This window comes from Isoptericola sp. NPDC056578 (assembly GCF_042793275.1).
Lineage (GTDB): Bacteria > Actinomycetota > Actinomycetes > Actinomycetales > Cellulomonadaceae > Isoptericola.
On record NZ_JBHTVC010000037.1, the window covers coordinates 22,007 to 47,490 of the forward strand.

Consider the following 25,484-nt stretch of genomic DNA (forward strand, 5'->3'; position numbering starts at 1 on the left):
CGGGGTGCAGGGCGCCCGCGAGCCGGCGCTGCGCTTCGACGTGCCGACGGCGGTGGGCACCGGCGCGGGCGGGCGGGTCGAGAACCGCGGCGCGGCGGCGGGGGGGGGGGCCCCCCCCCACCGCGAGGTCAGGGGAGGGGCCGGATCAGGGCGCGGAGCCCGCCGCCGCGGCCTGCTCCGCCTGGGCGTTCGACTGGTCGAGCAGCTCCTGCATGCGCGGCTGCACCTCGGCGAGGTAGTCGGCCGCCTGCTGCTTGCCGTCGAGCACGGGCTGGATGCCGACCCAGAGCTCGTCGTACCACTCGGCGCCGTAGGTGAACGACGCGGGCATCTCGCGCCCGTAGTCCTCGGCGATGTCGAGGAACTCCTGGCGGTTCTTCGGCTTCAGCGAGTCGTCCTTCTCGACCTCGCCGGCCCACTCCTGCGCCGTGTCGATCCGGTTCGGGATCTGGATGCTGGCGTCGACGAGGGTCTGCTGCGCCGTCTCGTCCGTGGACAGATAGGTGGCCAGCTTCACGGCGTCCTCGGGCAGGGCGGTCGTGGCGGAGACGCCGATGCCGAGCGAGCCGACCCAGGTGGCCGTCTCGCCGGTCTTGCCGACGGGCCAGGGCATGAGGTCGTACTCGAAGTCGAGGTCGTTGTAGACGCTCATGTCCCACGGGCCGACGGGGAAGAAGCCGATCTCCCCGGCCATGAAGCGCTGGTAGGTGTCGAGGGTCTGCGCCTGCTCGGGGTTCGGGGTGACGCCCTCCTCGGTGAGGTCGGCGATGAACTGGATGGCCTCGGCGAACTCGGGGGTGTCGACGGTGACCTGCGTGTGGTCCTCGTTGGTCCAGTCGCCGCCGTTGCTCCAGACGAAGGACTGCGAGTTCCACTGCACGTTGAGGCCGGTGCCCCACTGGTCGGTCTCGCCGTCGCCGTCCGTGTCCTGGGTGAGCTTCTTGCAGATCTCGAGCCACTCGTCCCAGGTGAGGGGCTCGTCGGGGTCCGGTCGCTCGACGCCGGCCTCCTTCAGCAGGTCGGCGTTGTAGCCGAACGCGAACGGGCCGATGTCCTTGGGCAGGCCGTACAGCTGGCCCTCGGAGGTGCCCTGGGTCGTGCCGTCGAAACGGTAGGAGTCGACGCCGTACGGCCAGATGTTGTCGAGGTCCACCCCCTGCTCGGCGACCTGGTCCGTGATGTCCATGAGGACGCCCGAGCCGACGTAGGACTGCAGGCTGGCCTGCTCGATGTAGAAGACGTCGGGCACCTTGTTGCCCGCGACGGCCGCCTGGAGCTTCTGGGCGTACTGGTCGGCCGAGGTGACGATCATCTTGACCTTCACGCCGGTGTCCTCGGTGAAGCGGTCGATGGCCTCCTGGTAGGCCTTCTTCTCGTCGTCGCCGCCGCGGAACATGAACGTGAGCGTGCCGTCGTCGGCGCCGCTCCCGCCGCCGGAGCCGCAGGCGGCGAGGGTGCTGGTGGCCACCAGCGCGGCGGCGATGCCGGCGATCAGGCGTGACTTCCTCATCACGGGGTCCTCTCGGGGAGATCCGGTCCGCTCCGGCGCGGCGTCGCCCCGATGCGGTTTACATCGATGAAGAGCCATCGACGGCGCCCAATCTGGCACGGCCTCACGGGCGCGGTCAAGTGGCCCAGGTCACGGCCCTGCAACGATGAAGAAGTCGCGACGGATCAAGGAGCCACGACGATCGTCGAGCCCAGGGCGATGTCGTCCGAGCCCCGGCGAGGTAGCGCGAGCTCCCACCCGGTAGTCCGTGATCCTGCGAGGTAGTCCGCGATCCCGCGAGGTAGTTCGGGTCACCGCGAGGTAGTTCGATCGGCCGCGAGGTAGTGCGAGCTCCCGCGAGGTAGCTCGGACGGGGGTGTCATCGGAGACGTCTGTCGGCAGATCGACCACTACCTCGTCGGCTCCAGGACTACCTCGCGGTGATCCGAACTACCTCGCGGTGGCCTGAACTACCTCGCCGAGGTTCGAGCTACCTCGCGGTGACTGCAGCTACCTCGCGGGCGCCCGGGTGCCTCGCCGGCCGTTCGGGGCGCGCGGCGTGCAGGTCTCGACCGGGGCGGAGGGCGCGCTGCTAGGATCGCGAGGGTCGCGACTGGCGTACAGGTGGATCACCACCGGGGAGCGACGCGCTGTGCAGACGACGGGTCGTTCGCCTGGGCCCGGTCGTCGTCCGACACGTCCGTCCGACACAGCTGGAGAACGCCAGATGAGCACTCCCGACCCCACGTTCAACGCGCCCCTCGCCGAGCTCGACCCCGAGATCGCCGCCGTCCTCGAGGGCGAGCTGACCCGTCAGCGCGACACCCTCGAGATGATCGCGAGCGAGAACTTCGTGCCGCGCGCCGTCCTGCAGGCGCAGGGCAGCGTCCTCACCAACAAGTACGCCGAGGGCTACCCGGGCCGCCGCTACTACGGCGGCTGCGAGCAGGTCGACATCGCGGAGAACCTCGCGATCGCCCGCGCCAAGGACCTGTTCGGCGCCGAGGCCGCCAACGTGCAGCCGCACTCCGGCGCGCAGGCCAACGCGGCCGTGCTGCACGCCCTCATCAACGCGGGCGACAAGATCCTCGGCCTCGAGCTGGCCCACGGCGGCCACCTCACGCACGGCATGAAGATCAACTTCTCCGGCAAGCTCTACGACGTCGGCGCCTACGGCGTGGACCCGCAGTCGTACCGGATCGAGATGGACGAGGTGCGCAAGCGCGCCCTCGAGCACCGCCCCGACGTCATCATCGCCGGCTGGTCGGCGTACCCGCGCCACCTCGACTTCGCCGCTTTCCGCGAGGTCGCGGACGAGGTCGGCGCCAAGCTGTGGGTCGACATGGCGCACTTCGCGGGCCTCGTCGCCGCGGGTCTGCACCCGAGCCCGGTGCCGCACGCCGACGTCGTGTCCTCCACGGTGCACAAGACCATCGGCGGCCCCCGCTCCGGCTTCATCCTCAGCAAGGAGGAGCACGCCAAGAAGATCAACTCGGCCGTGTTCCCGGGCCAGCAGGGCGGCCCGCTCATGCACGTGATCGCGGCCAAGGCCGTCGCGTTCAAGGTCGCGGGCACCGACGAGTTCAAGGACCGCCAGGAGCGCACGCTGCGCGGTGCCCAGATCATCGCCGAGCGCCTGTCGCAGGCGGACGTCGCGGAGCAGGGCGTCTCCGTCCTCACCGGCGGCACCGACGTGCACCTCGTGCTGGTCGACCTGCGCCACTCGTCGCTCGACGGCCAGCAGGCCGAGGACCTCCTGCACGACGCCGGCATCACCGTGAACCGCAACGCCGTGCCGTTCGACCCGCGCCCGCCGCGCGTCACCTCCGGCCTGCGCATCGGCACGCCGGCGCTCGCCACCCGCGGGTTCGGCGACGCCGAGTTCACCGAGGTCGCGGACATCATCGCGGTCGCCCTGCGCGACGGCGCGGCGGCCGACGTCGACGGCCTCGCGGCCCGCGTCGCGAAGCTGACGGCGGACTTCCCGCTCTACCCCGGGCTGCAGCAGTGACGGCCCGCCTGCTGCCGGGCAGGCCGGTCGCGGACGCGGTCTTCGCGGACCTCGCCCCGCGGATCGACGCGCTGGTCGCCGCGGGGCACCGCCCCGGCCTCGGCACGATCCTCGTCGGGGACGACTCGGCGAGCGCCGGGTACATCCGGATGAAGATGGACAAGGCGACCGAGCTCGGGTTCACCTCGCCGCACATCCACCTGCCGCAGGACGCCACCCAGGCGGACGTCCTGGCGGCGGTGCGGGAGATGAACGACGCCGACGACGTCGACTCCGTCCTCATCCAGAACCCGACGCCCCCGCAGATCGACTTCGACGCGGCCATGCTCGCGCTGGACCCGGACAAGGACGTCGACGGCCTGCACCCCGTGAACATGGGGCGCCTCGCGCTCGGGATGCCCGGCCCGGTGCCGGCGACGCCGGCGGGGATCGAGACGCTGCTGGCGTACTACGAGATCCCGGTCGCCGGTCGTGAGGTCTGCATCCTCGGCCGTGGCACGACGCTCGGACGGCCCCTGGCCCTGCTGCTCTCGCAGAAGCGCCCGACGGCGAACGCGGCCGTCACCGTGGTCCACACCGGGGTGCCGGACTGGCCGGAGTACACCAGGCGGGCCGACATCGTGATCGCGGCCGCCGGCGTCCCGGGCATCCTGCAGCCCGAGCACCTGACGCCGGGCGTCACGGTGGTCGGTGGCGGGGTCCGCTACGAGGGCCGCAAGCTGCTGCCGGACGTGGACGAGTCGTGCGCCGAGGTCGCCGGGGCGATCACGCCCCGCGTCGGCGGCGTGGGCCCCACCACGATCGCCATGCTGTTCCGCAACGCGGTGGAAGCCGCGGAGCGCGCCGCGCGGCCGTAGGGCCGCCCCGCCCTCGCGAGCTTCGACCGGGCCCGTCGTCCCCTTGGGGGCGACGGGCCCGGTCGCGTCCGCCATGATGTGCGCATGGTCGCGAGAAGCCAGCGTGGGTGGTCGGGCGAGCCGGGCGAGCTCCTGAAGGTGGGGCCGGGGTTCCGGCTCGCGGACGTCGACCCGGACTCCAAGCCCGGGTACGACGGGAAGAAGAAGGACGGCGCCGCCGACCTGCTCGCCGGCGAGCAGGAGCTCGACGAGCTGCAGGAACGCCTGTACGCCCAGAGCCGTGAGGACCCGTCCGCGCCGGCCGTGCTGCTGGTGCTCCAGGCGATGGACTCCGCGGGCAAGGGCGGCATCGTGCGGCACGTCATCGGCGCCACCGACCCGCAAGGCGTGCACCTCGTGGCGTTCAAGAAGCCGACGCCGCAGGAGCTGGCCCACGACTTCCTGTGGCGCGTCGAGAAGGAGGTGCCCGAGGCCGGGTACATCGGGGTCTTCGACCGCTCGCACTACGAGGACGTGCTCATCGGGAAGGTGCGCGAGCTCGCGTCGCCGGACGAGATCGAGCGGCGGTACGGCGCGATCAACGCGTTCGAGTCCGAGCTGGTCGCGCGGGGCACGCGGATCGTCAAGGTCATGCTGCACATCTCGCCCGAGGAGCAGAAGGCGCGGCTCGGCGAGCGGCTGGATCGCCCCGACAAGCACTGGAAGTACAACCCGGGCGACGTCGACGAGCGCCTGGAGTGGCCCCGGTACATGGACGCGTTCCAGACCGTCTTCGAGCGCACCTCCACCGACCACGCGCCTTGGTACGTCGTCCCCGCGAACGCCAAGTGGTACGCCCGCCTGGCGGTCCAGGCGCTCCTCCTGGACGCGCTCGAGGACATCGACCCGCAGTGGCCCGCAGCCACGTTCGACGTCGAGAAGGAGAAGGCGCGCCTCGCGGCGTCGTGACCCTCAGGTCGTCGGCGCGGGGTGCTGCTCGGCCTCGTCGGGGAGGTTGGCGTCGAGCGGCTCGCGGTCCGTCTTGGTCCAGCTGCGCCGCCCGGCCAGCTCGCGGACCAGCGCCACGGTGACGACCGGCCACAGCAGCCAGGTGTAGAGCATGTACGGGACGAGCCCGAACACCGCCCGCAGGAACGGGTGCCGCCCGGGCTCGGTCGTCATGAGCAGCGTGAGGAAGCTCGGCACCAGCGTGAGCGTCGCGAAGAACACGAGCGACGGCCACCAGCCGGAGACGAACGGGACGCCGCCGAACAGCCAGAACGCCAGCGAGAGCACCAGGCCGAGCCCCATGAGGAGCTGCAGCAGGGGCATGAGCAGGTACGCGACGTGGTCGAGCCGCGCGCCCAGCGACACGGGCGCGCGCAGCGCCCCGCGCAGCAGCGAGAACGCCTGCCAGTTGCCCTGCGCCCAGCGGACGCGCTGCGTGAACAGGCGGCGCAGGCGGGTCACGCCCTGCTGGTCCACGCTCGTCAGCACGGTCTGCCGGCCGAGCCAGCCGGCGCGGATCAGGCGCACCCCGATGTCCTGGTCCTCGGTGAGGCGGTCGCGCCACGGGCCCCGCTCGACGCCGGGCGGCAGGTTCTCCGTGACGACGACGTCGTCCAGCGCGGCGAGGCGCACGTACTGCCCGTTGCCGCCCATGTTCGCCGTCCCCCAGGCGGAGCGCCCGAGCTGGTAGACGTACGCCATCACCCCGAACTCCACGTCCTGGCCCCAGGTGAGGTAGTGCCGGCGGTTGTAGATGCGCACCAGCGCCTGCACGCCGCCCACCCGCTCGTCCGTGAACGCCCCGGCCAGGGCGCGCGGCGCGTCGGCGGGGATGCGTCCGTCGGCGTCGACGACCCCGACGACGACGCGCGTCGTCGGCCAGCCGGCGTACCGGCCGGTGAGGACCTGGTCGTGGACGAACTCCCACGCGTCGTCGAGGCCGGCGGACTTGCCCACGCGGGCGTTCGGCAGCTCGCGGCGCAGCACCTTCAGCTCGGGCACCACGGCGCGCAGCCGGGCGAGCACCTCGGGGGTGCCGTCGTCGGAACCGTCGTCGACGACGACGATCGCCTTGTGCGTGGCCTGCACGGCGACGAGGCGGCTGACGCTGTCGGCGATCGTCACCTCCTCGTTCAGCGCGGGGACCACGAAGACCCACAGGTACTCGTCCTCCCGCGCCCGCTCGACGGCGCGGCGCTGCCGGCGGCGCTCGAACCACGCGCGCACCACGAGCCACACGATCACCCCGACGGTGACGAGCGTGAGGGCGAGCAGGAACCACATGAGCACCTGCACGCCCACCGGCATGCCGCGGTACGGGTCCCACCAGGGGGCGGTCGCGGCGACCGTCGCCGCCGCTGCGGCGCCGCTCACCCGGCCGCCCCGTCGGCCAGTGCACCGTAGGGGGCGACCGTCGACCGCGGGGCGATGACCACGCCCTCGAGGTCCGCCGGCACGCGGTCCACCGGCGTGGGCTCGCGCACGAACTCCGGCCCGTCGACGGCGTCGGTGCGGTGGAAGCCCGCCCACTCCAGCACCTGGCCGCGCACGAAGCCGGGCCCCGACGTCTGCGGCACGGGGGAGGCGAAGACCAGGTGCTCCAGCGCGTCGACGATGCGCTCCGCGGCGTGCCCGTCCCCGTACGGGTTGGGCTGCCGGGAGAACGCGGCGTGGGCGGCGGGGTCGGTGAGCAGGCGGGTGGCGGCGGCGACGATCGTGTCGGCGTCGGTGCCCACCAGCTCGAGGGTGCCCGCCTCGACGCCCTCGGTGCGCTCCGTGGTGGTGCGGGCGACGAGCACGGGGACGCCGAGCGCCGGCGCCTCCTCCTGGATCCCGCCGGAGTCGGTGATCACCAGGGCCGACCGCGCCAGCAGGCGGGCGAAGGTGTGGTACTCCATGGGCGCCGTGAGGGTCACGGCGTCGACGGCGCCGAGCTCGTCGCGCACGGCCTGCGCGACCCGCGGGTTCGGGTGCACGGGCACCACGAACCGGACGTCCGGGTGCGCGTCGGCCAGCCGGTGCACGGACCGCGCGATGCTCGCGATGCCGCCGCCCCAGTTCTCCCGCCGGTGGGCGGTGACGGTGACGACGCGCGAGGTCATGTCGTCCTCCAGCCAGGCCAGCTCGGGCCGTCCGTACGGCACCTCGCGCGCGGCGGCCCACCGCAGCGCGTCGATGCCGGTGTTGCCGGTGACGTACGTGCGGCCGATGTCGACGCCCTCGCGCACGAGGTTCTGCACGTTGCTCCGGGTGGGCGCGGCGTGGAAGGAGGCGATGCGTGCGACGAGCTGACGGTTGAGCTCCTCGGGGAACGGCGACAGCGTGGTCCCCGTGCGCAGGCCGGCCTCGACGTGGAGCACGGGGATGCGCAGGTGGAAGGCGGCGACCGCGGCCGCCGCGGCGCTGGAGGTGTCGCCGTGCACGATGCACGCCGCGGGGTAGTGGTCCTCGCGGACGCGCCCGCTGATCCGCTCGGGCGGAGGGCCGTACCGGCCGGAGACGAACTCGTCCAGCCCGGCGATCACCGACGACGAGAGCTCGTTCAGCGTCAGCCCCGGCCGGCCGACGCCGAGGTCGCCGGCGACCTCGCACCCGGCCTCCTGCAGCACGTAGTCCACGAGCTCCCGGTGCTGCCCGGTCGTCACGACGACCGGGCGCAGGCGCGGATGGTCCTGCAGGCGCTGGATCAGGGGGAACAGCTTGATCGCCTCCGGGCGGGTGCCCAGCACGACCAGGATCTCGGGGCTGACGGGAAGCGGCATCTCTCTACCTTCGTCGAGCGGGGTGCGGGTGCGGCGCGCTCGCACCGATGAGTGACGGTCCGTCCGGCGGTCGGAAGGGTGCACGCACCGGCCGTGAGGGACGGTGCCCGTCAGGAGGGAGCGGCCATGGTGACCGCACGCACGCACCTGTGGTTCGGGAACAACCGCGCGCACGAGGCGGCGGCCTTCTACGCCGAGCACATCCCGGGGTCGTCGGTGGAGTCGGTGCTCACGTCGCCCGAGGGGGTGCCGGGGGCGGAGGCCGGCGAACCGTTCGTCGTCGAGTTCACGGTAGCGGGGCTTCCTGTGACGGGCCTGAACGCCGGCCCGGAGTTCCGGCTGAACGAGGCGTTCAGCTTCTACCTGCGGGTGGACTCGCAGGACGAGGTGGACCGGTACTGGGAGGTGCTCACGTCGGACGGCGGCGAGCCCGGGCCCTGCGGCTGGTGCAAGGACAAGTTCGGCATCTCGTGGCAGGTGATCCCGAAGCAGCTCGAGGAGCTGTCCGGCGACTACACGACGGAGGCGAACCTGCGCACCATGAACGCGATGCTGAAGATGGGCAAGATCGACGTCGCCGGGCTGGAGGCCGCCTACCGCGGGGAGTGACGCACCCGACGCCGGCGCGGCCGTGGGGTGTCGGCGTCCTGTGGTGGGATGTCTGGCGTGCTGACCGTCGCCACCGCCAACGTCAACGGCATCCGTGCCGCCTTCCGCCGCAACATGGACGCCTGGATCGCCGCCCGCACCCCCGACGTGCTGCTGCTGCAGGAGGTGCGGGCCCCCGACGAGCTGGTCCACGAGTACCTCGAGGGCTGGCACGTCGCCCACCTGCCCAGCGACCTCAAGGGACGCGCGGGCGTGGCCGTCGCGTCGCGCCTGCCGCTGCGCGCCGTCCGGACGGGCCTCGCCGCCCACGGCCCGGACGGCGAGCCCGAGCCGCCCGTGGACACCGGCCGCTGGGTCGAGGCCGACGTCGAGCTGCCGGGCGGCGGCCTGCTCACCGTCGTCTCCGCGTACCTCCACTCCGGCTCCAACGCCCCGGGCCAGGAGCACACCATGGCGGCCAAGTACGCCCACCTCGAGAAGGTCACCGCGCGCCTGGCCGAGCTCGCCGCTGCCGAGCACCCCGCCGTCGTGGCGGGAGACCTCAACGTCGCCCACCGGAACGAGGACATCGCGAACTGGAAGGGCAACCTCAAGAGCGCCGGCTTCCTGCCGCAGGAGCGGGCCTACGTGGACCGCTGGCTGGACGAGCTCGGCTGGGCCGACCTCGGCCGCGCGCACGGGGGCGAGGGCCCCGGCCCCTACACCTGGTGGTCCTGGCGCGGGCAGTCGTACGTCAACGACCGCGGCTGGCGCATCGACTACCAGCTCGCCAACGCCGCGCTCGCGTCGCGCGCCGTCAAGGTCGAGGTCGACCGCGCCCCCACCTACGAGGAGCGCTGGTCCGACCACGCCGCCGTCGTCGCGACCTACGACCTGTAGCCCGCCGCCCGCTGTGGCGTTGTGAGCACGATCCTGGCCCTGTTCTGGTGGCAGAACAGGGCCAGGATCATGCTCACCGCGGTCGGTGCTGCAGGTCAGCGGTGGCCGCGCGGGAACATCGCCCGCTGCACGGCGTCGTGCACGTCGGTGTTGAGCTGCGGGCCGGACAGCCGCTCGGCGCCGGGCCCCTGCGCGGTGATCGGGGTGGCCTCGCCCGTGTGCCCGCCGGTGGTCCAGTCGACGGTGAACTCGAGGTCGGTTCCCGGGACCGGGAAGGGGCCGTCCTCCGCCGTCGCGCCCTCGCCCGACTCGTCGTCCGGGTCGACGTTCTCGATCGCGAGCCCGCCCGTGGCGTGGTCGCCGACGACGAGCACCAGCGTGTCCCGGTGCTTCTTCTGGAAGTCGAGGGCGAGGGCGACGGTCTCGTCGAGCGACCGGCCGGCCTCGACGGTGCGCGTCGCGTTGCTCTGGTGCGCGAACTCGTCGATCGCCTCCTCCTCGAGGAAGAGGAAGAAGCCGTCGCGGTCGCGCTGCAGCACCTCGAGGGCCTTGGCGGCCATGTCGACCAGCGGCACCTCGGGGGCGTAGACGTCCCCCTCGCCCTCGTTCGCCTGCTGGAACATCTCCTCGTTCGCGAACAGCCCGAGCAGCCTCCGGCCGTCGGCGTCCGCGAGCCCCTCGGCGTCGCTCACGTACGTGTACCCGAGCTCCTGGGCGCGCTCGACGAGGTTGCCCTCGGTGCCCTTGCTCTGCTCCTCCGGGTCCTCCGGGGGGTTGTCGGGCCACGCGCCGGGCTCGCCCTCCGGGTACCAGAAGTCCTCGCCCCCGCCCAGCAGGACGTCCGGCCGGGACTCCTCCAGGTACTGCCGCGCGATCTCGCTCTGGTCGTACCGGTCGGTGACGTGCGCGCCGAACGCGGCCGGGCTCGCGTCGGTGACCTGCGCCGTCGAGACGAGGCCGGTGGCCTTGCCGGCGCGCTTCGCGTCCTCGAGCAGGGTGGGGACGGGGTTGCCGTCGGCGTCGACGCCGACGGCCCCGTTGAACGTCCGGACGCCCGTGGCGAACGCCGTCGCACCGGCGGCGGAGTCGGTCACGGCCTCCTCGGGGTCGGCGGAGTCCGTCGCGGTCCAGCCGGCCTCGTCCAGGGTGTCCATCACGAGGTGGCCGTCCTTGCCCACGGTCGCGAGGCGGATCAGCTCCCGGGCCGCCAGGCCCATGCCGTCGCCCTGGAGCACGATGACGTTCCGTGCCCGGTCCCTGTCATGCCGTGCGTCGTGTCGTGTGTCGTGCCCGCCGTACCCGCGGTCGTCGTCGCCGCCGGCCGTCGCGCCGACTGCCGTCCCCGCGGCGACCATCGCCGTGAGCGCCGCCGCTCCGACGCGGCGCATCGTGGTGCGTGCTGCCATCGCTCCTCCTCGAACGATCGGGCCGGCGGCGCTGCTGCCGCCGGGCCCTCGCACCGTAGGCAGGTGCCCGCGTCACCGGCATCCGGGAGGAGACGTCGCAGGTCGCGGTCGGGCAGCCCGGTCAGGCGGTCCGGCCCGCCGGGGCGGACGGCGGGGCGAGGAGGAAGCCCGGGGCCCGCAGCCCGGCGTCCGCGAACGCCTTGTCGACGCCGTCGGCGACCTGCTCGACCTCGTCGGCCCGCACGAGCGCGATCGCCGAGCCGCCGAACCCGCCGCCGGTCATGCGGGCGCCCAGCGCGCCCGCGGCCAGCGCAGCGTCGACGACCAGGTCCAGCTCGCGGGCCGAGACCTCGTAGTCGTCCCGCAGCGAGACGTGGGACGCGACCATCAGCGGGCCGACCTCGTCCGTCCGGCCTGCCGCGACCAGGTCGCGGAACTGCGCCGTGCGCGCGATCTCCGTGACCACGTGCTGCACCCGGCGGCGCAGCACGCCGTCCGGGTCCTGCGGCGCGAGCGCGGCGAGCGTCTCGTCCAGGCGGGCCGGGTCCACCTCGCGCAGCGTCTCCACGCCGAGGAGGCCCGCCGCGCGCTCGCACGTGGCGCGCCGCTCGGCGTACTGGCCGTCGACGAGGGCGTGCTCCGCCCGGGTGTCGACGACGAGCAGCGTGAGGCCGGCGGCCGCCAGGTCGAACGGCACCGGCGTGCCGGACTCCAGCGGGGACAGCCCGGGCCGCGAGTCGACGAGCAGCGCGTGACCCGCGGTGGCGCGCAGCGACGCGGCCTGGTCCATGCCGCCCGTCGGGGCGCCGGCGATCTCGTTCTCCGCGCGCACGCAGGCCGTGACGAGGGCCGCGCGGCCGGCGTCGTCCCCCGCGAGCCCGAGGCCGCCCGTCTCGTCGAGGGCCACGGCGACGGCGCACTCCAGCGCGGCGGAGGACGACAGCCCCGCGCCGAACGGCACGCACGAGTCGACGACGGCGTCGAAGCCGCGCACCTCGTGCCCGTCCTGCGCGAGCGCCCACGCGACGCCCGCGACGTACGCGCCCCAGCCCGTCACCGCGCCCGGCGCGACGTCGGCCAGTCGCGCCGACCAGACCTCGCCCGGCGCCTGCGCGGACCCGAGGCGCACGACGTCGTCGTCCCGGTGGCGCAGCGCGACGTACGTGCGGTGCGGCAGCGCGGTCGGCAGCGCGAGGCCGCCGTTGTAGTCGGTGTGCTCCCCGATGAGGTTGACCCGGCCGGGGGCGGACCAGACGCCGTCGGGTGCACCTTCGTCGGCGAAGACCCGAGCGAACAGGTCGCGGACGCGGCGCGCCCCCTCGTCGTCGGACCAGGACTCGAGCCACTCGGGCGTGCTCATGGCGGGACAGCTCCTTCGCGGGCGGGACGGCAGGCGCGGGCGCCGGCGCGGCGCCCGGGGGAGGGTATCGCGGGTCAGCCCTGGACGGGGCTGAGGTTCAGCCGCATGCCCGCGAGGCCGCGCGAGCGGCCGGCCAGGGAGCGGGCGACGTCGCGCAGCACGCGCGCCCCGGCGGAGTCCGGGTCGCTGAGCACCACCGGCGTGCCGTCGTCGCCCGCGGCGCGCACCGCGACGTCGAGCGGCACCTGCCCCAGCAGCGGCACCGGCGTGCCCAGCGTGGCGCCCAGCCGGTCCGCGACGCGCTGCCCGCCGCCGGACCCGAACACCTCGAGCCGCGACCCGTCCGGCTGCTCCAGCCACGACATGTTCTCCACCACGCCGACGACGCCCTGCGACGTCTGCGTGGCGATCGAGCCGGCACGCTCCGCGACCTCCGCCGCGGCGGCCTGCGGCGTCGTCACGACGACGATCTCGCTGCCGGGCAGCAGCTGCGCCACCGAGATCGCGATGTCGCCGGTGCCGGGCGGCAGGTCGAGCAGCAGCACGTCGAGGTCGCCCCAGAACACGTCCGCGAGAAACTGCTCCAGCGCGCGGTGCAGCATCGGCCCGCGCCACACCACCGGCTGCCCCGCGGGCACGAACATGCCGATCGACACGACCTTCACGCCGTGCTCGATCGGGGGCAGCAGCATCGAGTCGACGCGGGTGGGCTGGCGGTCGACGCCCAGCATGCGGGGGATGGAGAAGCCGTAGATGTCCGCGTCCACGACGCCGACGCTCAGCCCGTCGGCCGCCATCGCGGCGGCGAGGTTCGCCGTGACGCTCGACTTGCCCACGCCGCCCTTGCCGGACGCGACCGCGTACACCTTGGTCAGGGAGCCGGGCTGCGCGAAGGGGATCACCGGGTCGCCCGCACCGCCGCGCAGCTGCGAGCGCAGCGACTGGCGCTGCTCCGGGGTCATGACGCCGAGCTGCACGTCCACGCCCGTCACGCCGTCGAGCGCCTCGACGGCGGCGGTGACGTCGCGCACCAGGGTGCCCTTCATGGGGCAGCCGGCCACCGTGAGGTCCACCCCCACGGTCACGTGGCCGCCGTCGTGCACGTCCACCGAGCGCACCATGCCCAGGTCCGTGATGGGCCGGCGGATCTCCGGGTCGACCACCGACGTCAGGGCGGTGCGGACGCGGTCGGTCAGCGGTGCGGAGCCGTCGGGGGAGCCGGAGGTCATGCCTCGATCCTAGGTGCGGCGGGCGGTGACGCCGGTGCGTCGTGGGTCACGGCCCGACAGCGCCGTCGTCACCCGGAGGGCCAGCGCACCGACGTCGACCGGGAGGGTCGTGTCCTGCCGCACCACCGGGCCGAGGGCGAGCGGCGCGGCCGCGGCGGACCAGGCCGCCCACTCGGCGGTCAGGTCGCGACGGTCGGCGTGCACGGGGTGGCGGCCCGTGCGGGCCTCGTAGCGCGCGCGGGCGACGTCGGGCGGTACGTCGCACCACACCTCGACGACGGCGTCCGCGCCCGCGGTCGCGAGCCCGCGCAGCACGTGGTCCAGGTCGCGGGCCCGGAACCACCACGACTCGACGACGACGCGCGGCAGCGGCGCCGCGGCCAGGCGCCACACCGCCTCCATGGCCGCCGCCCCGACGGCGGGCGCCCCGACCAGGGACGGGGCGCCCGGCCCGACGGCGTCGGCCAGGGCCTCCTTGACGGCGTCCTTCCCCAGCCACGGCGCACCGAGACGCGCGGCGAGCGGGCGCGCCAGCGTCGTCTTGCCCGCCCCGGGCAGCCCGTTGACCAGCACCACCTGCCGCGCCACGCCGTCGCCTCCTCCGGCAGTCGACCAAATCCCGCGAGCGGGAGGATACCGGGCAGCGCGACGGCACGGCGTCGCGCGGTCCGAGGTGCCCGGGGCTACGTTGACGTGCATGGACGCCCTGGCCTCCCTGGCACGAGACTCGGCCCTGCTCGTGGCGGCCGTGCGTGCCGCGCCCGCCGACGCCGAGGTGCCGGCCTGCCCGGGCTGGACGGCCCGCGACCTGGCCTTCCACGTCGCGTCGGTGCAGGCGTTCTGGGCGTCCGTGGTGGGCCGCGAGCCGGGTGCCGGCCTGCCGGGCGCCGACGTCGTCCCGCTCGAGCGGCCCACGGACGACGCCGCCCTCGTGGGGCTGGTGCACGACGCCACGGCGCACCTCGTCGCCGCGCTCGCGGGCCGTGACCCGCTTGAGCAGTGCTGGTCCTGGCACCCGGACGGCCACACGGTCGGGTGGGTGGCACGGCGCCAGCAGCACGAGGCGCTCGTCCACCGCGTCGACGCCGAGCAGGCGGCCGGCGGCCGGGTCACGCCGCTCGACCCCGACGTCGCGGCGGACGGCGTCGACGAGGTGCTCGACGTCCTGCTCGGCGGGCACCCGGCCTGGACGGCGTTCACCCCGGCGGGCGGCACCGTCGCCGTCGTCGTGGACGCCCACGGCGAGGCGCCGCATCGCTGGGACGTCGAGCTCGGGCGGGTGCGAGGGACCGGGCCGGAGTCCGGCCGGGAGTACGACGTGCCCGCCGGGCGGCTGGTCCCGCCCGACGGCGAGCCTGACGCCGTCGTCGCCGGCGCCGCCGCGGACCTCGACCTGTGGCTGTGGGGCCGCGGCGGGTCCGGGGGGCTGCGCGTCACCGGCGACGCCGGGGCCGTGGACGCGCTGCGCGCCGCCGCCGTCGACGCCATGCAGTGACGGGCGCGGAGCCCGGGGAGCGTAGCCGCCCCGTCAGGACGAGGCGTCCCGGCTGCGCTCGGACTCCTTCTCGTCCAGCTCCTCGAGCAGGTTCCGGATCTCCGAGCGGACGAAGTCGCGCGTCGCGACCTCGCCCAGCGCGATCCGCAGCGCCGCCATCTCGCGAGCCAGGTACTCCGTGTCGGCGAGGTTGCGCTCCGCCCGCTGCCGGTCCTGCTCGGCGGTGACGCGGTCGCGGTCGTCCTGCCGGTTCTGCGCGAGCAGGATGAGCGGCGCGGCGTAGCTCGCCTGCAGCGACAGCATGAGCGTGAGCGCCGTGAAGCCGTTCGACGCGCTGTCGAACCGCAGCGACTCCGGGCCCCAGGAGTTCCACGCCAGCCACACCGCGCAGAACACGGTGAGGTAGATGAGGAAGCGCGGCGTGCCGAGGAACCGGGCGATGCCCTCCGTGGCGCGGCCCACCGCGTCCTGGTCCATCTGTGGCCGCGGGATGAGGGTGCGCCGGGCCTCCTTCGGCTGGTCCAGGCGGTCAGCCACGCGGCACCTCCTGGAGGTTCTCGTCGATGTGCTCGCGCCAGTCGTCCGGGAGGATGTGGTCGAGCACGTCGTCCACGGAGACCGCGCCCAGCAGCCGCTTCTCGGTGTCGAGGACGGGCAGCGCGAGCAGGTCGTAGGCCGCCAGCAGGCGGGTCACCCGGCCCACCGGGGCGTCCGGCGTCAGCCACTCCGTGTCCGTGTCGAGCACCGACCCCACGGACGCGTGCGGGGGCTCGCGCAGCAGCCGCTGGAAGTGCGCGACGCCGAGGAACCGGCCCGTGGGCGTCTCCAGCGGCGGCCGCACCACGAACACCATCGACGCCAGCGCCGGCGGCAGGTCCTGCTTGCGGATCTGCGCCAGAGCGGTCGCGATCGACGTCTCCGGGCCGAGGATCACCGGCTCGGTGGTCATGAGCCCGCCCGCCGTGTCCTCGTCGTAGGACAGCAGCCGACGCACGTCCTTCGCCTCCTCCGGCTCCATGAGCTCCAGGAGGCGGGCCGCCTGCTCGTCGGGCAGCTCGTTGAGCAGGTCGGCGGCGTCGTCGGGCTGCATGGCCTCGAGGACGTCGGCCGCTCGTCCCGAGTCCAGGCGGGACACGATGGCGACCTGGTCGTCCTCCGGCAGCTCCTCGAGCACGTCGGCCAGGCGCTCGTCGTCGAGCGCGCTCGCCACCTCGAGGCGGCGGGTGTCGCCGAGCTCGTGCAGCACGTCCGCGAGGTCCGCCGGGCGCAGGTCCTCGTACGCCTCCAGCAGCTTCGTGGCCCCCTGCTCCTGGGTGGAACCGGCGAGCCCCGTGACCGCGTCGACCGGCACGACGAGCGTCTCCCCGCGCCGGCGCAGCGACAGCCCGCGGGAGGGCTGCTTGCGGCGCACGAAGAGCTGGTCCACCAACCAGTCGCCCGTACGCTGCCGCGTGATCGACAGGTCCTCGACCGTGGCCTCGCCGGAGCCGTCGGCGAAGCGGACCGTGCGGTCCAGCAGCTCGCCCAGCACCAGCGACTCCATCGCCCGCTGCTCGAACCGACGCATGTTGAGCAGGCCCGTCGAGATCACCTGGCCCGCGTCGATCGCGGTGACCCGCGTCAGCGGGAGGAAGACGCGCCGGCGTCCTGGGACCTCGACGACCAGCCCCACCGCGCGGGGCGCGCCCTTGGCGCGGATCAGCACGACGGCGTCGCGCACGCGCCCCACCTCGTCACCGATCGGGTCGAAGACCTGGGTGCCGGCGAGCCGTGCCACGAAGACCCTGGTTGCCGCGCTCACGTCGGTCAGCCTACGCGGGGCGGGCCCGTCGGTCCTGGTAGCGGGCGTGCGGCGAGGACGGTGTGGTGGTGCAGGGGCCACGACTGGGCCAGACTGGGCGAATGAGCTTCAGCCGCCCGAACGCCGTGCCCCGCGTCCCGACCCTCCCGGCGGGGGACGAGGTCGCCGCGTACGACACGTACCTCGAGGCCCAGCAGGCCGTCGACTACCTGTCGGACCACAAGTTCGCCGTCGAGCACGTGACCATCGTCGGCACCGACCTGCGCATGGTCGAGCGGGTCACCGGGCGCCTCTCGTACGGCCGGGTGGCGCTCGCGGGCGCCCTGTCGGGTGCGTGGTTCGGCTTCTTCGTCGGCCTGCTGCTGAGCCTGTTCGGCGGCACCGGCATGGGCGGCGTGCTGCTCGTCGGCATCGGCCTCGGTGCGGGCTTCGGGCTGCTCTTCTCCGTGCTCTCGTACGCGCTGACCGGCGGGCGCCGCGACTTCACGTCCTCGTCGCAGATCGTCGCGTCGACCTACGCGATCCTCTGCGCGGCGGAGCAGGCCGGCGAGGCGCGGTCCATGCTCCGGGAGTCCCCCGGCGGGCTGGGCAAGGCCCGGCACGGTGCGACCGCCGCGACCACCACCCCGACCCCGCCGGTCGGCGCGCCCGCCGCCGCCGCCCCCGCGGCCCCTGCCGCGCCGCGCACTCCCGACCCGCGCTGGACCACTCCCAGCGGCGCCCCGCGGTACGGCGCCATGCGACCGGAGGAGCCGGCCCCGGCGCCGCAGCCCCCGGCCCCGCCGACGGAGCCGCACGCTCCGGAGCAGCAGGGGCAGCCGTCGGGTGCCGAAGGCGCTGAGCCGAAGTCGCCGGAGCAGGACGACCCCTACCGCCCGCCCCGGCCCTGATCTCTTCGGCACCGGGTGGATCTGTTCGGTACCTCGACGTGCCGAACTGATCCAGCCAGTGCCGAACTGATAGGTCAGTCAGGGCGGCGGAGGCAACAGCGGATGCGTGCGGAGCTTCCGCCGCAGAGCTTCTGGGAACCTCGCCGCCAGCGCGTTCGCCACCTCACCCAGTCGGGCGTTCCCGACCGCGGTCACCCGGACCGGGTTGACACCGGTGGCGCGGATGGCGTCGAACCGTGCCTTCTCCTGGAGCAGTTCCCGCGCGGCGTCGTGGCCGGGCCGGACACCGCCGTCGCGGTACTTGGCCAGGCCGTCGAACTCCGCGTACACGGACCAGTCCGGCCAGCCGAGGTCGCAGTGGAAGACGCCGCGTGACGTGATGATCGGCGCCTGGGTGACCGGCCGAGGCAGCCCGGAGCGCAGCGCGACATACCGGAGCCAGGTCTCCCACGCGGAGTCGCTGCCTCCGTCTGCGTGATCCAGCACCCACGCCGCCCGCCGGGTGCCGTTGCGCCGGCGCGCGACGGCGATCACGGCGCGAGACTCCTCCGGGTCGAGCCCTCGCGCCAGGGCGTCGTCCGCGAGGACGAGTGCTTCGAGCGGGTGCATCGAGCGTGCGCAGTCCGCCACGGTGCGGGCCAGGGTGGTGACCGGCAGCCCGTCCCGGACCTCGCGCTGCTCGGGCGGCAGGACCATGAGGTGTCGCCGCAGGTCCTCGGCGGCGCGCCCCGACCGTCGGTAGTCCTGGACCACGTGCGTGGTGGCCGGCGGACGCCACAGACGCAGGCCGTGGAGCATCGCCGCCGGCTCGTGGCTGAACACGTGATCGGCGTCGAGCTGCCGGTGGGCCGCCCGGGCGACCGCCTCGGCGCGTCGTCGCGCCGTGCGGGACCGGTGCTCGTCCCGGGGCTCCTCGCGAAGGCGGTACGCGCCGCGGCGCAGCCGTTCGAGCTCGCCCTCCTGCCTCGCCCGGTCGAGCACGTGCCTCTGCAGCTCGCCGGCGAGGACGACCTGGTCGTCATGAACCATGTCGACGAGGGTGCCGGATCGGACCAGGTCCGGACGTCCGCCTGTGGACAAGGTCGGTGGGTCCGGGTTCAGTTCGGCAACGGGTGGATCACTTCGGCATGGTCACGTACCGAACTGATCTACCCGTTGCCGAACAGACAGGGCGGGGTCAGCCGCGCAGGCGGGCCATCCAGGCCTCGACGTCCTCGGGACGGCGGGGGAGCGCGGCCGACAGGTTCTCGTTGCCGTCGGCGGTGACCAGGACGTCGTCCTCGATCCGCGCGCCGATGCCGCGGTACTCCTCGGGCACGGCGAGGTCGTCGGCCTTGAAGTACAGGCCGGGCTCGATGGTGAACACCATGCCGGGCTCGAGCACGCCGTCCAGGTAGAGCTCGCGGCGCGCCTGCGCGCAGTCGTGCACGTCCAGGCCGAGGTGGTGGCTGGTGCCGTGCACCATCCAGCGGCGGTGCTGCTGGCCCTCGGGGGAGAGGGACACCTCGGCGGTGACACCGTCGGGCAGCAGTCCCCACTCCTCGAGGCGGGCGGCGATGACCTCCATCGCGGCGGCGTGGATCTCCCGGAACTTCGTCCCCGGCTTGGCGACGGCGAACGCGGCGTCGGCGGCGTCGAGCACGGCGGTGTAGATGCGGCGCTGCACGTCGGTGAACTCGCCGTCGACGGGCAGGGTGCGCGTGATGTCCGCGGTGTAGAGGGAGTCGACCTCGACGCCGGCGTCCAGCAGCACGAGCTCGCCGGAGCGGACCACGCCGTCGTTGGTGATCCAGTGCAGCGTGGTGGCGTGCTCGCCGGCCGCGGCGATGGTCTCGTAGCCGACGGTGTTGCCCTCGAGCCGGGCGTGCGCGTCGAACGTCGTCTCGATGACGCGCTCGCCGCGGCGGTGCGCGACGGCCTTCGGCAGCACCGGAACGACCTGCTCGAAGCCCTCGATGGTGCGGGCCACGGCCTCGCGCAGGTGCTCCAGCTCGAGGGCGTCCTTCACCAGGCGGATCTCGGACGCCGCCTCGACGAGGGACTCGTCGTCCGCCTCCGCCTCGACGCCCGCCTCCTCGCGGATGGCCTCGACGAGCGTCTCGACGTTCTCGTCCGCGCCGGTCACGACCAGCACGCGCACGCCGTCCGCGCCGACGTCCTTGGCGAGCGCGTCGCGCAGCTCGTCGACGTGGCGGGCCTCGACGCCGGTGAGCGTCGTGACGTCGTCGAGCGACGGCCGCGCGCCCACCCAGAACTCGCCGTAGCGCGAGTCGGCGTAGAACTCCTCGGTGTCGCGCGCGGCGAGCGGACGGACGTACAGGACCGCGTGGTGGTGCGTGCCGTTGCCGTTGCCGTCCGGGTCGCCCTCGCCGTCGGCCACGGGGTGCAGCACGAGCACCGCGTCGGGCTCCTGGTCGGTGCCCAGGCCGGTGAGGTGCGCGAACGCGGAGTGCGGGCGGAACCGGTAGTCGGTGTCGTTGGAGCGCACCTTGAGCGGGCCGGCGGGCACCACGAGCCGGGCGCCCGGGAAGCGGGCCGACAGCTTGGCGCGGCGCTCCGCCGTGTAGGGCACGGCCTCGCCGGGCTCGACGCCGAGGTCGGCGCGCTCGCCCCACTGCGAGGTGATGAACGACTTGAACGCCTCCGAGACGGGGCGCTGGGAACGGTTGCTGCCGCGGTCCTCGGTGCTCGCAGGGGCGGCGGGCGCGGTCTCGTCGACGGGGGTGGTGTCGGTCATGCTTCCCAGTGTCCCACCCGCAGGGAGGGCCTGGGACGGCCGTCGGCGGCGGCGCTCGTCACGCGCGCGCGAAGTCGTGCAGCGCCCGCGTGAGCACGCGGTTGAAGGCGTCCGGGGCGTCGGAGTTGACGTCGTGGCCGGCGTCCGGGACGACGACGAGCGCCCCTCGCTCGGCGGCCGCCACGTGCCGCGACTCCTCGAGCCGCATCCGGTCGCGCGCGCCGTTGACGAACCACACGGGCACGCGCAGGGCGCGCGTGCTGGCCACCGACGAGCGGCCCGCGAGGTGGGTGAGCGCGTCGGTGACGATGTCCCAGCCGGGCCGCGGGGCGGCGTCGCCCAGGAGGCCCGCGACCTCGAGACCGCCGGCGGGCGACCGGCCGCCCGCGAGCGCCGTGCGCCAGGCGCGGGCGGCGTCGCGCGCCCCGCGGCGCACCGCCGTCGTGCCGGTCACGGCGAGGTGCGCGACGTCCCGGAACAGGGCGACGGGCTTGCCCTTGGGGTCGGAGCTGCAGCCCGCGGCGACGACGCCGGACAGAGGGGTGGAGGTGGCGGCGGCGGCGTGGTGCGCCGCCCACGCGAGGGAGGTGTACCCGCCGAGCGACAGCCCCACGACGACGACCGGCCGGCCGGCGCCGAACGACCCGGCCGCCTCGTCGAGCACGTCGAACGCCCGCGGCATGGAGAACCGCTCCCGGTGGCGCGCGCCGTGGGCGGGCAGGTCGACGGCGACGGCGTCGTGCCCGGCGTCGCGCACGTGCTCGACCTGCCGTTCCCAGATCGCCGACGACGTGCGCATGCCGTGCACGAAGACGATCCCGGCCCGCTGCGGTGCGGGGTCGGTGCCGGGCTCGGAGGGCAGGGCGGAGGCCAGGGCGGGAGGCAGGGCGACGTCGGCGCTGGGGAGGTTCATCGCGAACGATGGTGCCCTGCCGGTCGGGGCGTGTCGGGGGCGACGGCGGCGGGCGGGGTGGAGAGGTTGTGCCGAGATCTTCACGGGCGCGGTCGGCGGGAGTGTCCGACGTCGCACCGCGGGGACGCCGTTTCGCGCGTGCGGGCGCGCAGGGCTCCCTAGAATCGGTGATCGTGACGCCGCCCCGGATCGACCTCCACACGCACTCGCGGGCCTCCGACGGCACGGACTCCCCGCGCGGCGTGCTCGAGGCGGCGGCCGGGGCCGGGCTGGACGTGGTCGCCCTCACCGACCACGACACGACCGCGGGCTGGGCCGAGGCCTCCGACGCCGTCGCGACGACCGGGGTCGCGCTGGTGCGGGGCACCGAGATCTCCACGCGCGTCACGACCGAGGGCGGCAGCATCAGCGTGCACCTGCTGTCCTACCTGCACGACCCCGACGACGCCGTCCTGCGCGCCGAGTGCGACCGCACCCGCGACGACCGCCTCACGCGGGCCCGGCGCATGACCGAGCGCCTCGCGGAGGACTTCCCGCTGACGTGGGACGACGTCGTCGCGCAGACGGGCGACGACGCGACGGTCGGCCGCCCGCACCTCGCGGACGCGCTGGTCGCGGCGGGCGTCGTGGCGTCGCGGGACGAGGCGTTCGCGACGATGCTGCACCCCGGCGCCCGGTACTACGTGCCGCACTACGCCCCGGACACCGACGCCGCCGTGCGCGCGGTGCTGGGTGCGGGCGGGGTGCCCGTGATGGCGCACCCGGGCGCGGGGGCGCGCGGCCGCACCGTGAGCGAGGAGACGATCGCGGCGCTCGCCGCCGCCGGTCTCGCCGGGCTCGAGGTGGACCACCGCGACCACGACGCCGCCACCCGCGACCGGCTGCGCGGCCTGGCAGGGGAGCTGGGGCTGCTGGTCACGGGCTCCAGCGACTACCACGGCACCGGGAAGCTCAACCGCATCGGGGAGCGCACGACCGCTCCCGAGGTGCTCGCCCAGATCGAGGAAAGAGGTCTGCTGGACGTGATCCGCCCGTGAGCGCGGTGCTCGACACCGCGCTGTTCACCGAGGTGTTCGTCACCCTGTTCGTCATCATGGACCCGCCCGGCACGGTGCCCGTGTTCCTGGGGCTGACGTCGGCGATGGGGGCCAAGCAGCGCAACCGCGCCGCGCGCCAGGCGATCCTCGTCGCGTTCGGCGTCATCGTGGTCTTCGCGCTGTTCGGCCAGCAGGTGCTGCACTACATGGGCATCACGCTGCCGGCGCTCCAGGCCTCCGGCGGGCTGCTGCTGCTCCTCATCGCGATGGAGCTGCTCACCGGCAAGATGGAGGAGCCCTCGCCGTCGGGCAACAAGGGCGTCAACGTGGCGCTCGTGCCGCTGGGCACACCGCTGCTGGCGGGGCCGGGCGCGATCGTCGCCACGATGGTGTTCGTCCAGCAGACCCGGGTGTCGGACTCCGGCGGAGCGCCGCAGCTGATCGCCATCGCGGTGGCGATCGTGCTGGTGCACGTGTGCCTGTACCTGTCGATGCGGTTCGCGAACGTCATCCACCGGGTGCTGCGGGAGTCGGGAGTCACGCTGGTGACCCGGATCGCGGGCCTGCTGCTCGCGGCGATCGCGGTGCAGCAGATCGCCACGGCGGTCACCGAGTTCGTCAAGATGGCGCAGTAGCGCCCGGAGGCCGGCCGCGGTCGAGGCCCCCGGGATCGCAAACATGGGATGTTAGGGTCTTTCGGTGCCCGAGTCCGTCCAGCCCCCGGCCATGCCCATGACGTCGCCGATCTCCCCGCCCCGCAAGGTCTCCGAGCTCGTCGTCGAGCACCTGACCGACCTCGTCGAGCGGGGGGAGTGGCCCGTCGGGTCCCGTATCCCCGCCGAGCCCGAGCTCGTCGCCGGGCTCGGCGTCGGCCGCAACACGGTCCGCGAGGCCGTGCGCGCCCTCGAGCACGCGGGGATCCTCGAGCCGCGGCGCGGCGACGGCACCTACGTGCGCGCCGCCAGCGGCCTGGACGCCGCCATCAGGCGCCGGGCACGCACCTCCGACGCGCTGCAGGTGCTCGAGGTGCGCTCCGTCCTCGAGCGCGGGGCCGCGCGCGCCGCCGCCGGCCGGCACGACGACGGCGCCCTCGCCGCGCTGCGGGGCGCGCTGGCCGCCCAGGAGGCCGCCGCCCGCGAGGGCGGCGAGGACGACTTCCGGGCCGCCGACGTCGCGTTCCACGCCGAGCTGGTGCGGTCCGCCGGCAACGCCCTGCTCGCCGAGCTCTACGACGGCATCGACCACGTGCTCGTCCGCACCCTCGCCACCGACGCCCACGGCCGCCACCACCGCGACGTGCCCGGCCACCGCGAGGTCGTCGCCGCCGTCGCCGCCGGTGACCCCGACGCCGCGGAGCGCGCCGTCGAGGCCACGATGGCGGCCGTCCGCGCCCACCTCGTCGACCAGGCCGCCGGCGCCGCGACGGGGTCGACGTCCGGCACGACGACGGAGCTGGACGCATGAGCCTGCGTCGCCCGCTCGGGGCGGGGGCCGTCCTCGCCATCGTCCTCGCCGCGCTCAACCTGCGCCCCGGCGTCGTCGCCGTCTCACCGCTGCTGGGCGAGATCCTCGCCGAGGAGGGGCTGAGCGCCACCGCGGGCGGCGTCCTCACGACGCTGCCCGTCCTGTGCTTCGGGATCCTCGCCCCCGTGGCACCGGGGCTGGCCCGCCGGGTCGGCCTGGAGCGCGCGCTGTTCGGCAGCCTCGTGCTGCTGTGCCTCGGCTTCGCCCTGCGGCTCGTGCCCGGGATCGCGCCGCTGCTGGTCGGCACGCTCGCCGTCGGCTCCGCGATCGGGCTCGGCAACGTGCTGCTGCCCGCCCTCATCAAGCGCGACTTCGCCGACCGGGTCGGGCTCATGACCGGGCTGTACTCGATGGCCCTGTCCGGCGGCGCCGCGCTCGCCGCGGGCCTCACCGTGCCGATCGCGACGGCCACCGGCATGGACTGGCGCGCCACCCTCGCGTCGTGGGGGCTGCTCGCCGTGCTCGGCGCGGTCGTCTGGGCGCCGCGCGCGCTCCGCTCGGGCGGCCCCGTCGGCTCGCTGCGGCCGCCGGGCACCACGCCCGCCGACGCCGTGCGGTCGGTGTGGCGCAGCCCGCTGGCCTGGGCGGTCACCGTGCTCATGGGCACGCAGTCGCTGTCGTTCTACGCGGTGAACGCGTGGCTGCCGGAGATCTTCGTCGCCTCCGGGCGGAGCATCGCGGTGGGCGGGTGGATGCTGGCGCTGACCAACCTGCTCGGCATCGTGGGATCGTTCGTCACACCCGTGCTCGCGGGTCGCCTGCGGCGGCAGCGCGCGCTCGGCGTGGTCATCGTCGCGCTCATCCTGACCGGCCTGCTGGGGCTCCTCCTCGCCCCGGGCGCCGCCGTGCTGTGGGTGGTGCTGCTCGGCCTCGGCCAGGGCGGCGGCATCAGCCTGGCGCTGACCCTCATGGCCCTGCGCACCGAGAACGCGGCGCGCACGTCCGAGCTGTCGGGCATGGCGCAGAGCGCGGGCTACGTGCTCGCCGCCTGCGGTCCGCTCGGGCTCGGCGTCGCGCACGACGCCACCGGCTCCTGGACGGCGCCGCTGGTGCTCCTCGTCGTGGCGTCCCTGGTGCAGGGCGTCGCGGCGTGGTTCGCCGGGCGGGACGAGATCGTCCGCTGACCGCCCGTGCTCAGAGGCCGACGGGCTCGAGCGTGACGCGGACCGTCGCGCCGGGCTCGAGGCCCTCGGCCACGCGCACCGCCTTCTTCATCGGCAGCACGTAGCCCTGCTGCTCGTCGCTGGGGAACACCGACGTCGACCACGTCGTCGTGCCGACGGTCACGGTGACCTTGATCGACCCGAACCCGCGCGGCGGCAGCGGCAGCTCGGCGAGCGTGTCGGACTCCTCGGGCGGCACGGTGACGAACCACCACGAGTCCGTGCGCACCTGCCACTGCCACAGCGGGGCCGAGAACGTCAGACGCATCCCCGCACGGTACGTCGTGCCCCGGACACGCATCGAGCGTGCTGACTCGTTCCTCAGACGTCTCGCC

The 25,484-nt window shown here is 74.3% G+C and carries 24 protein-coding genes and 1 riboswitch; of the genes, 11 read left to right on the forward strand and 13 right to left on the reverse strand.

Going from position 1 to position 25,484, the window contains the following annotated elements:
* Positions 1-145: 145 nt before the first annotated feature.
* Complete coding sequence (locus tag ACFQ80_RS14715; protein ID WP_430549522.1) at positions 146-1,510, reverse strand: ABC transporter substrate-binding protein; 1,365 nt, start codon at positions 1,508-1,510, stop codon at positions 146-148.
* A gap of 578 nt (positions 1,511-2,088) precedes the next feature.
* A riboswitch (ZMP/ZTP riboswitch) is annotated at positions 2,089-2,176 on the forward strand.
* A gap of 40 nt (positions 2,177-2,216) precedes the next feature.
* Between ACFQ80_RS14715 and glyA the strand changes: the two genes are divergently transcribed.
* From glyA to ACFQ80_RS14730, 3 genes are all read left to right on the forward strand, one after another.
* Positions 2,217-3,500, forward strand: a complete 1,284-nt coding sequence (gene glyA, locus ACFQ80_RS14720) for a serine hydroxymethyltransferase (RefSeq protein ID WP_430549523.1) — start codon at positions 2,217-2,219, stop codon at positions 3,498-3,500.
* Positions 3,497-4,357, forward strand: coding sequence for a bifunctional 5,10-methylenetetrahydrofolate dehydrogenase/5,10-methenyltetrahydrofolate cyclohydrolase (locus ACFQ80_RS14725; protein ID WP_430564182.1), 861 nt, complete (start codon positions 3,497-3,499; stop codon positions 4,355-4,357). The genes glyA and ACFQ80_RS14725 overlap by 4 nt, the downstream gene beginning before the upstream one ends.
* A gap of 84 nt (positions 4,358-4,441) precedes the next feature.
* A complete protein-coding gene (locus ACFQ80_RS14730; RefSeq protein ID WP_430549525.1) occupies positions 4,442-5,305 on the forward strand; it encodes a polyphosphate kinase 2 family protein in 864 nt (287 codons plus the stop codon).
* A 3-nt stretch (positions 5,306-5,308) separates the two neighbouring features.
* Here ACFQ80_RS14730 and ACFQ80_RS14735 read toward each other — a convergent pair whose 3' ends face one another.
* Positions 5,309-6,718: a glycosyltransferase family 2 protein gene (locus ACFQ80_RS14735; RefSeq protein ID WP_430564183.1), complete on the reverse strand. Its 1,410-nt coding sequence runs from the start codon at positions 6,716-6,718 to the stop codon at positions 5,309-5,311.
* On the reverse strand, positions 6,715-8,106 hold the full coding sequence (gene wecB / locus ACFQ80_RS14740) for a non-hydrolyzing UDP-N-acetylglucosamine 2-epimerase (RefSeq protein ID WP_430564184.1): 1,392 nt from the start codon (positions 8,104-8,106) through the stop codon (positions 6,715-6,717). The genes ACFQ80_RS14735 and wecB overlap by 4 nt, the downstream gene beginning before the upstream one ends.
* A 126-nt stretch (positions 8,107-8,232) precedes the next feature.
* Here wecB and ACFQ80_RS14745 point away from each other — a divergent pair, with 126 nt between their 5' ends.
* Positions 8,233-8,715 (forward strand): VOC family protein, encoded by a 483-nt coding sequence (locus ACFQ80_RS14745; protein WP_430549528.1) that lies wholly within the window; start codon positions 8,233-8,235, stop codon positions 8,713-8,715.
* A gap of 57 nt (positions 8,716-8,772) precedes the next feature.
* Entirely contained in the window at positions 8,773-9,594 is an 822-nt protein-coding gene (locus ACFQ80_RS14750) for an exodeoxyribonuclease III (RefSeq protein WP_430549529.1), read from the forward strand.
* 95 nt (positions 9,595-9,689) lie between these two features.
* Here the strand turns inward: ACFQ80_RS14750 and ACFQ80_RS14755 are convergent, their stop codons facing one another.
* The 4 genes from ACFQ80_RS14755 to ACFQ80_RS14770 all read right to left on the reverse strand — a co-directional run bounded on the left by ACFQ80_RS14755 (position 9,690) and on the right by ACFQ80_RS14770 (position 14,177).
* Entirely contained in the window at positions 9,690-11,000 is a 1,311-nt protein-coding gene (locus ACFQ80_RS14755) for an alkaline phosphatase (RefSeq protein WP_430564185.1), read from the reverse strand.
* A 121-nt stretch (positions 11,001-11,121) separates the two neighbouring features.
* Complete coding sequence (gene galK / locus ACFQ80_RS14760; protein ID WP_430564186.1) at positions 11,122-12,360, reverse strand: galactokinase; 1,239 nt, start codon at positions 12,358-12,360, stop codon at positions 11,122-11,124.
* Between the two features lie 74 nt (positions 12,361-12,434).
* Positions 12,435-13,589 carry a P-loop NTPase gene (locus tag ACFQ80_RS14765; protein WP_430549532.1) on the reverse strand — a complete coding sequence of 385 codons (1,155 nt, stop codon included), beginning with the start codon at positions 13,587-13,589 and terminating at the stop codon, positions 12,435-12,437.
* A 9-nt stretch (positions 13,590-13,598) separates the two neighbouring features.
* Positions 13,599-14,177 (reverse strand): AAA family ATPase, encoded by a 579-nt coding sequence (locus ACFQ80_RS14770; RefSeq protein ID WP_430564187.1) that lies wholly within the window; start codon positions 14,175-14,177, stop codon positions 13,599-13,601.
* Positions 14,178-14,286: 109 nt separating this feature from the next.
* On the opposite strand from ACFQ80_RS14770, the gene ACFQ80_RS14775 reads away from it, so the two are divergent.
* Positions 14,287-15,084 (forward strand): maleylpyruvate isomerase family mycothiol-dependent enzyme, encoded by a 798-nt coding sequence (locus ACFQ80_RS14775; protein WP_430564188.1) that lies wholly within the window; start codon positions 14,287-14,289, stop codon positions 15,082-15,084.
* 33 nt (positions 15,085-15,117) lie between these two features.
* Here ACFQ80_RS14775 and ACFQ80_RS14780 read toward each other — a convergent pair whose 3' ends face one another.
* Both ACFQ80_RS14780 and ACFQ80_RS14785 read right to left on the reverse strand, forming a co-directional pair.
* Positions 15,118-15,621: a DUF1003 domain-containing protein gene (locus ACFQ80_RS14780; RefSeq protein WP_430564189.1), complete on the reverse strand. Its 504-nt coding sequence runs from the start codon at positions 15,619-15,621 to the stop codon at positions 15,118-15,120.
* Positions 15,614-16,885, reverse strand: a complete 1,272-nt coding sequence (locus ACFQ80_RS14785) for a magnesium transporter MgtE N-terminal domain-containing protein (RefSeq protein ID WP_430549536.1) — start codon at positions 16,883-16,885, stop codon at positions 15,614-15,616. The genes ACFQ80_RS14780 and ACFQ80_RS14785 overlap by 8 nt, the downstream gene beginning before the upstream one ends.
* 101 nt (positions 16,886-16,986) lie before the next feature.
* Here ACFQ80_RS14785 and ACFQ80_RS14790 point away from each other — a divergent pair, with 101 nt between their 5' ends.
* Positions 16,987-17,775, forward strand: coding sequence for a general stress protein (locus ACFQ80_RS14790; protein ID WP_430564190.1), 789 nt, complete (start codon positions 16,987-16,989; stop codon positions 17,773-17,775).
* A gap of 78 nt (positions 17,776-17,853) precedes the next feature.
* On the opposite strand, the gene ACFQ80_RS14795 is transcribed toward ACFQ80_RS14790, so the two are convergent.
* The 3 genes from ACFQ80_RS14795 to ACFQ80_RS14805 all read right to left on the reverse strand — a co-directional run bounded on the left by ACFQ80_RS14795 (position 17,854) and on the right by ACFQ80_RS14805 (position 21,425).
* On the reverse strand, positions 17,854-18,804 hold the full coding sequence (locus ACFQ80_RS14795) for a hypothetical protein (protein ID WP_430564191.1): 951 nt from the start codon (positions 18,802-18,804) through the stop codon (positions 17,854-17,856).
* A gap of 148 nt (positions 18,805-18,952) precedes the next feature.
* Positions 18,953-20,512 (reverse strand): aminopeptidase P family protein, encoded by a 1,560-nt coding sequence (locus ACFQ80_RS14800; protein WP_430564192.1) that lies wholly within the window; start codon positions 20,510-20,512, stop codon positions 18,953-18,955.
* Positions 20,513-20,570: 58 nt separating this feature from the next.
* Positions 20,571-21,425 (reverse strand): alpha/beta fold hydrolase, encoded by an 855-nt coding sequence (locus tag ACFQ80_RS14805; RefSeq protein WP_430564193.1) that lies wholly within the window; start codon positions 21,423-21,425, stop codon positions 20,571-20,573.
* 173 nt (positions 21,426-21,598) lie between these two features.
* Between ACFQ80_RS14805 and ACFQ80_RS14810 the strand changes: the two genes are divergently transcribed.
* The 4 genes from ACFQ80_RS14810 (at position 21,599) to ACFQ80_RS14825 (ending at position 25,110) form a co-directional block, all read left to right on the forward strand.
* The gene (locus tag ACFQ80_RS14810) at positions 21,599-22,462 is read left to right on the forward strand and encodes a PHP domain-containing protein (RefSeq protein ID WP_430549541.1); all 864 of its coding nucleotides are present in this window, start codon (positions 21,599-21,601) and stop codon (positions 22,460-22,462) included.
* The gene (locus tag ACFQ80_RS14815; protein WP_430549542.1) at positions 22,459-23,097 is read left to right on the forward strand and encodes a MarC family protein; all 639 of its coding nucleotides are present in this window, start codon (positions 22,459-22,461) and stop codon (positions 23,095-23,097) included. The genes ACFQ80_RS14810 and ACFQ80_RS14815 overlap by 4 nt, the downstream gene beginning before the upstream one ends.
* A gap of 64 nt (positions 23,098-23,161) precedes the next feature.
* Positions 23,162-23,926, forward strand: coding sequence for a FadR/GntR family transcriptional regulator (locus ACFQ80_RS14820; protein ID WP_430564194.1), 765 nt, complete (start codon positions 23,162-23,164; stop codon positions 23,924-23,926).
* On the forward strand, positions 23,923-25,110 hold the full coding sequence (locus tag ACFQ80_RS14825) for a CynX/NimT family MFS transporter (RefSeq protein WP_430564195.1): 1,188 nt from the start codon (positions 23,923-23,925) through the stop codon (positions 25,108-25,110). The genes ACFQ80_RS14820 and ACFQ80_RS14825 overlap by 4 nt, the downstream gene beginning before the upstream one ends.
* Positions 25,111-25,120: 10 nt before the next feature.
* Here the strand turns inward: ACFQ80_RS14825 and ACFQ80_RS14830 are convergent, their stop codons facing one another.
* Positions 25,121-25,417: a DUF1905 domain-containing protein gene (locus ACFQ80_RS14830; RefSeq protein WP_430549545.1), complete on the reverse strand. Its 297-nt coding sequence runs from the start codon at positions 25,415-25,417 to the stop codon at positions 25,121-25,123.
* Positions 25,418-25,484: the final 67 nt, after the last annotated feature.

Bases quoted from the DNA above. Each gene is read 5' to 3' on its own strand.
- ACFQ80_RS14790 (WP_430564190.1), top strand. From the start codon at position 16,987: ATGAGCTTCAGCCGCCCGAACGCCGTGCCCCGCGTCCCGACCCTCCCG.
- ACFQ80_RS14775 (WP_430564188.1), top strand. From the start codon at position 14,287: ATGGACGCCCTGGCCTCCCTGGCACGAGACTCGGCCCTGCTCGTGGCG.
- ACFQ80_RS14825 (WP_430564195.1), top strand. From the start codon at position 23,923: ATGAGCCTGCGTCGCCCGCTCGGGGCGGGGGCCGTCCTCGCCATCGTC.
- galK (WP_430564186.1), bottom strand. From the start codon at position 12,360: ATGAGCACGCCCGAGTGGCTCGAGTCCTGGTCCGACGACGAGGGGGCG.
- wecB (WP_430564184.1), bottom strand. From the start codon at position 8,106: ATGCCGCTTCCCGTCAGCCCCGAGATCCTGGTCGTGCTGGGCACCCGC.
- ACFQ80_RS14730 (WP_430549525.1), top strand. From the start codon at position 4,442: ATGGTCGCGAGAAGCCAGCGTGGGTGGTCGGGCGAGCCGGGCGAGCTC.
- ACFQ80_RS14715 (WP_430549522.1), bottom strand. From the start codon at position 1,510: ATGAGGAAGTCACGCCTGATCGCCGGCATCGCCGCCGCGCTGGTGGCC.
- ACFQ80_RS14795 (WP_430564191.1), bottom strand. From the start codon at position 18,804: ATGGTTCATGACGACCAGGTCGTCCTCGCCGGCGAGCTGCAGAGGCAC.
- ACFQ80_RS14805 (WP_430564193.1), bottom strand. From the start codon at position 21,425: ATGAACCTCCCCAGCGCCGACGTCGCCCTGCCTCCCGCCCTGGCCTCC.
- ACFQ80_RS14755 (WP_430564185.1), bottom strand. From the start codon at position 11,000: ATGGCAGCACGCACCACGATGCGCCGCGTCGGAGCGGCGGCGCTCACG.
- ACFQ80_RS14830 (WP_430549545.1), bottom strand. From the start codon at position 25,417: ATGCGTCTGACGTTCTCGGCCCCGCTGTGGCAGTGGCAGGTGCGCACG.
- ACFQ80_RS14765 (WP_430549532.1), bottom strand. From the start codon at position 13,589: ATGACCTCCGGCTCCCCCGACGGCTCCGCACCGCTGACCGACCGCGTC.
- ACFQ80_RS14800 (WP_430564192.1), bottom strand. From the start codon at position 20,512: ATGACCGACACCACCCCCGTCGACGAGACCGCGCCCGCCGCCCCTGCG.
- ACFQ80_RS14745 (WP_430549528.1), top strand. From the start codon at position 8,233: ATGGTGACCGCACGCACGCACCTGTGGTTCGGGAACAACCGCGCGCAC.
- glyA (WP_430549523.1), top strand. From the start codon at position 2,217: ATGAGCACTCCCGACCCCACGTTCAACGCGCCCCTCGCCGAGCTCGAC.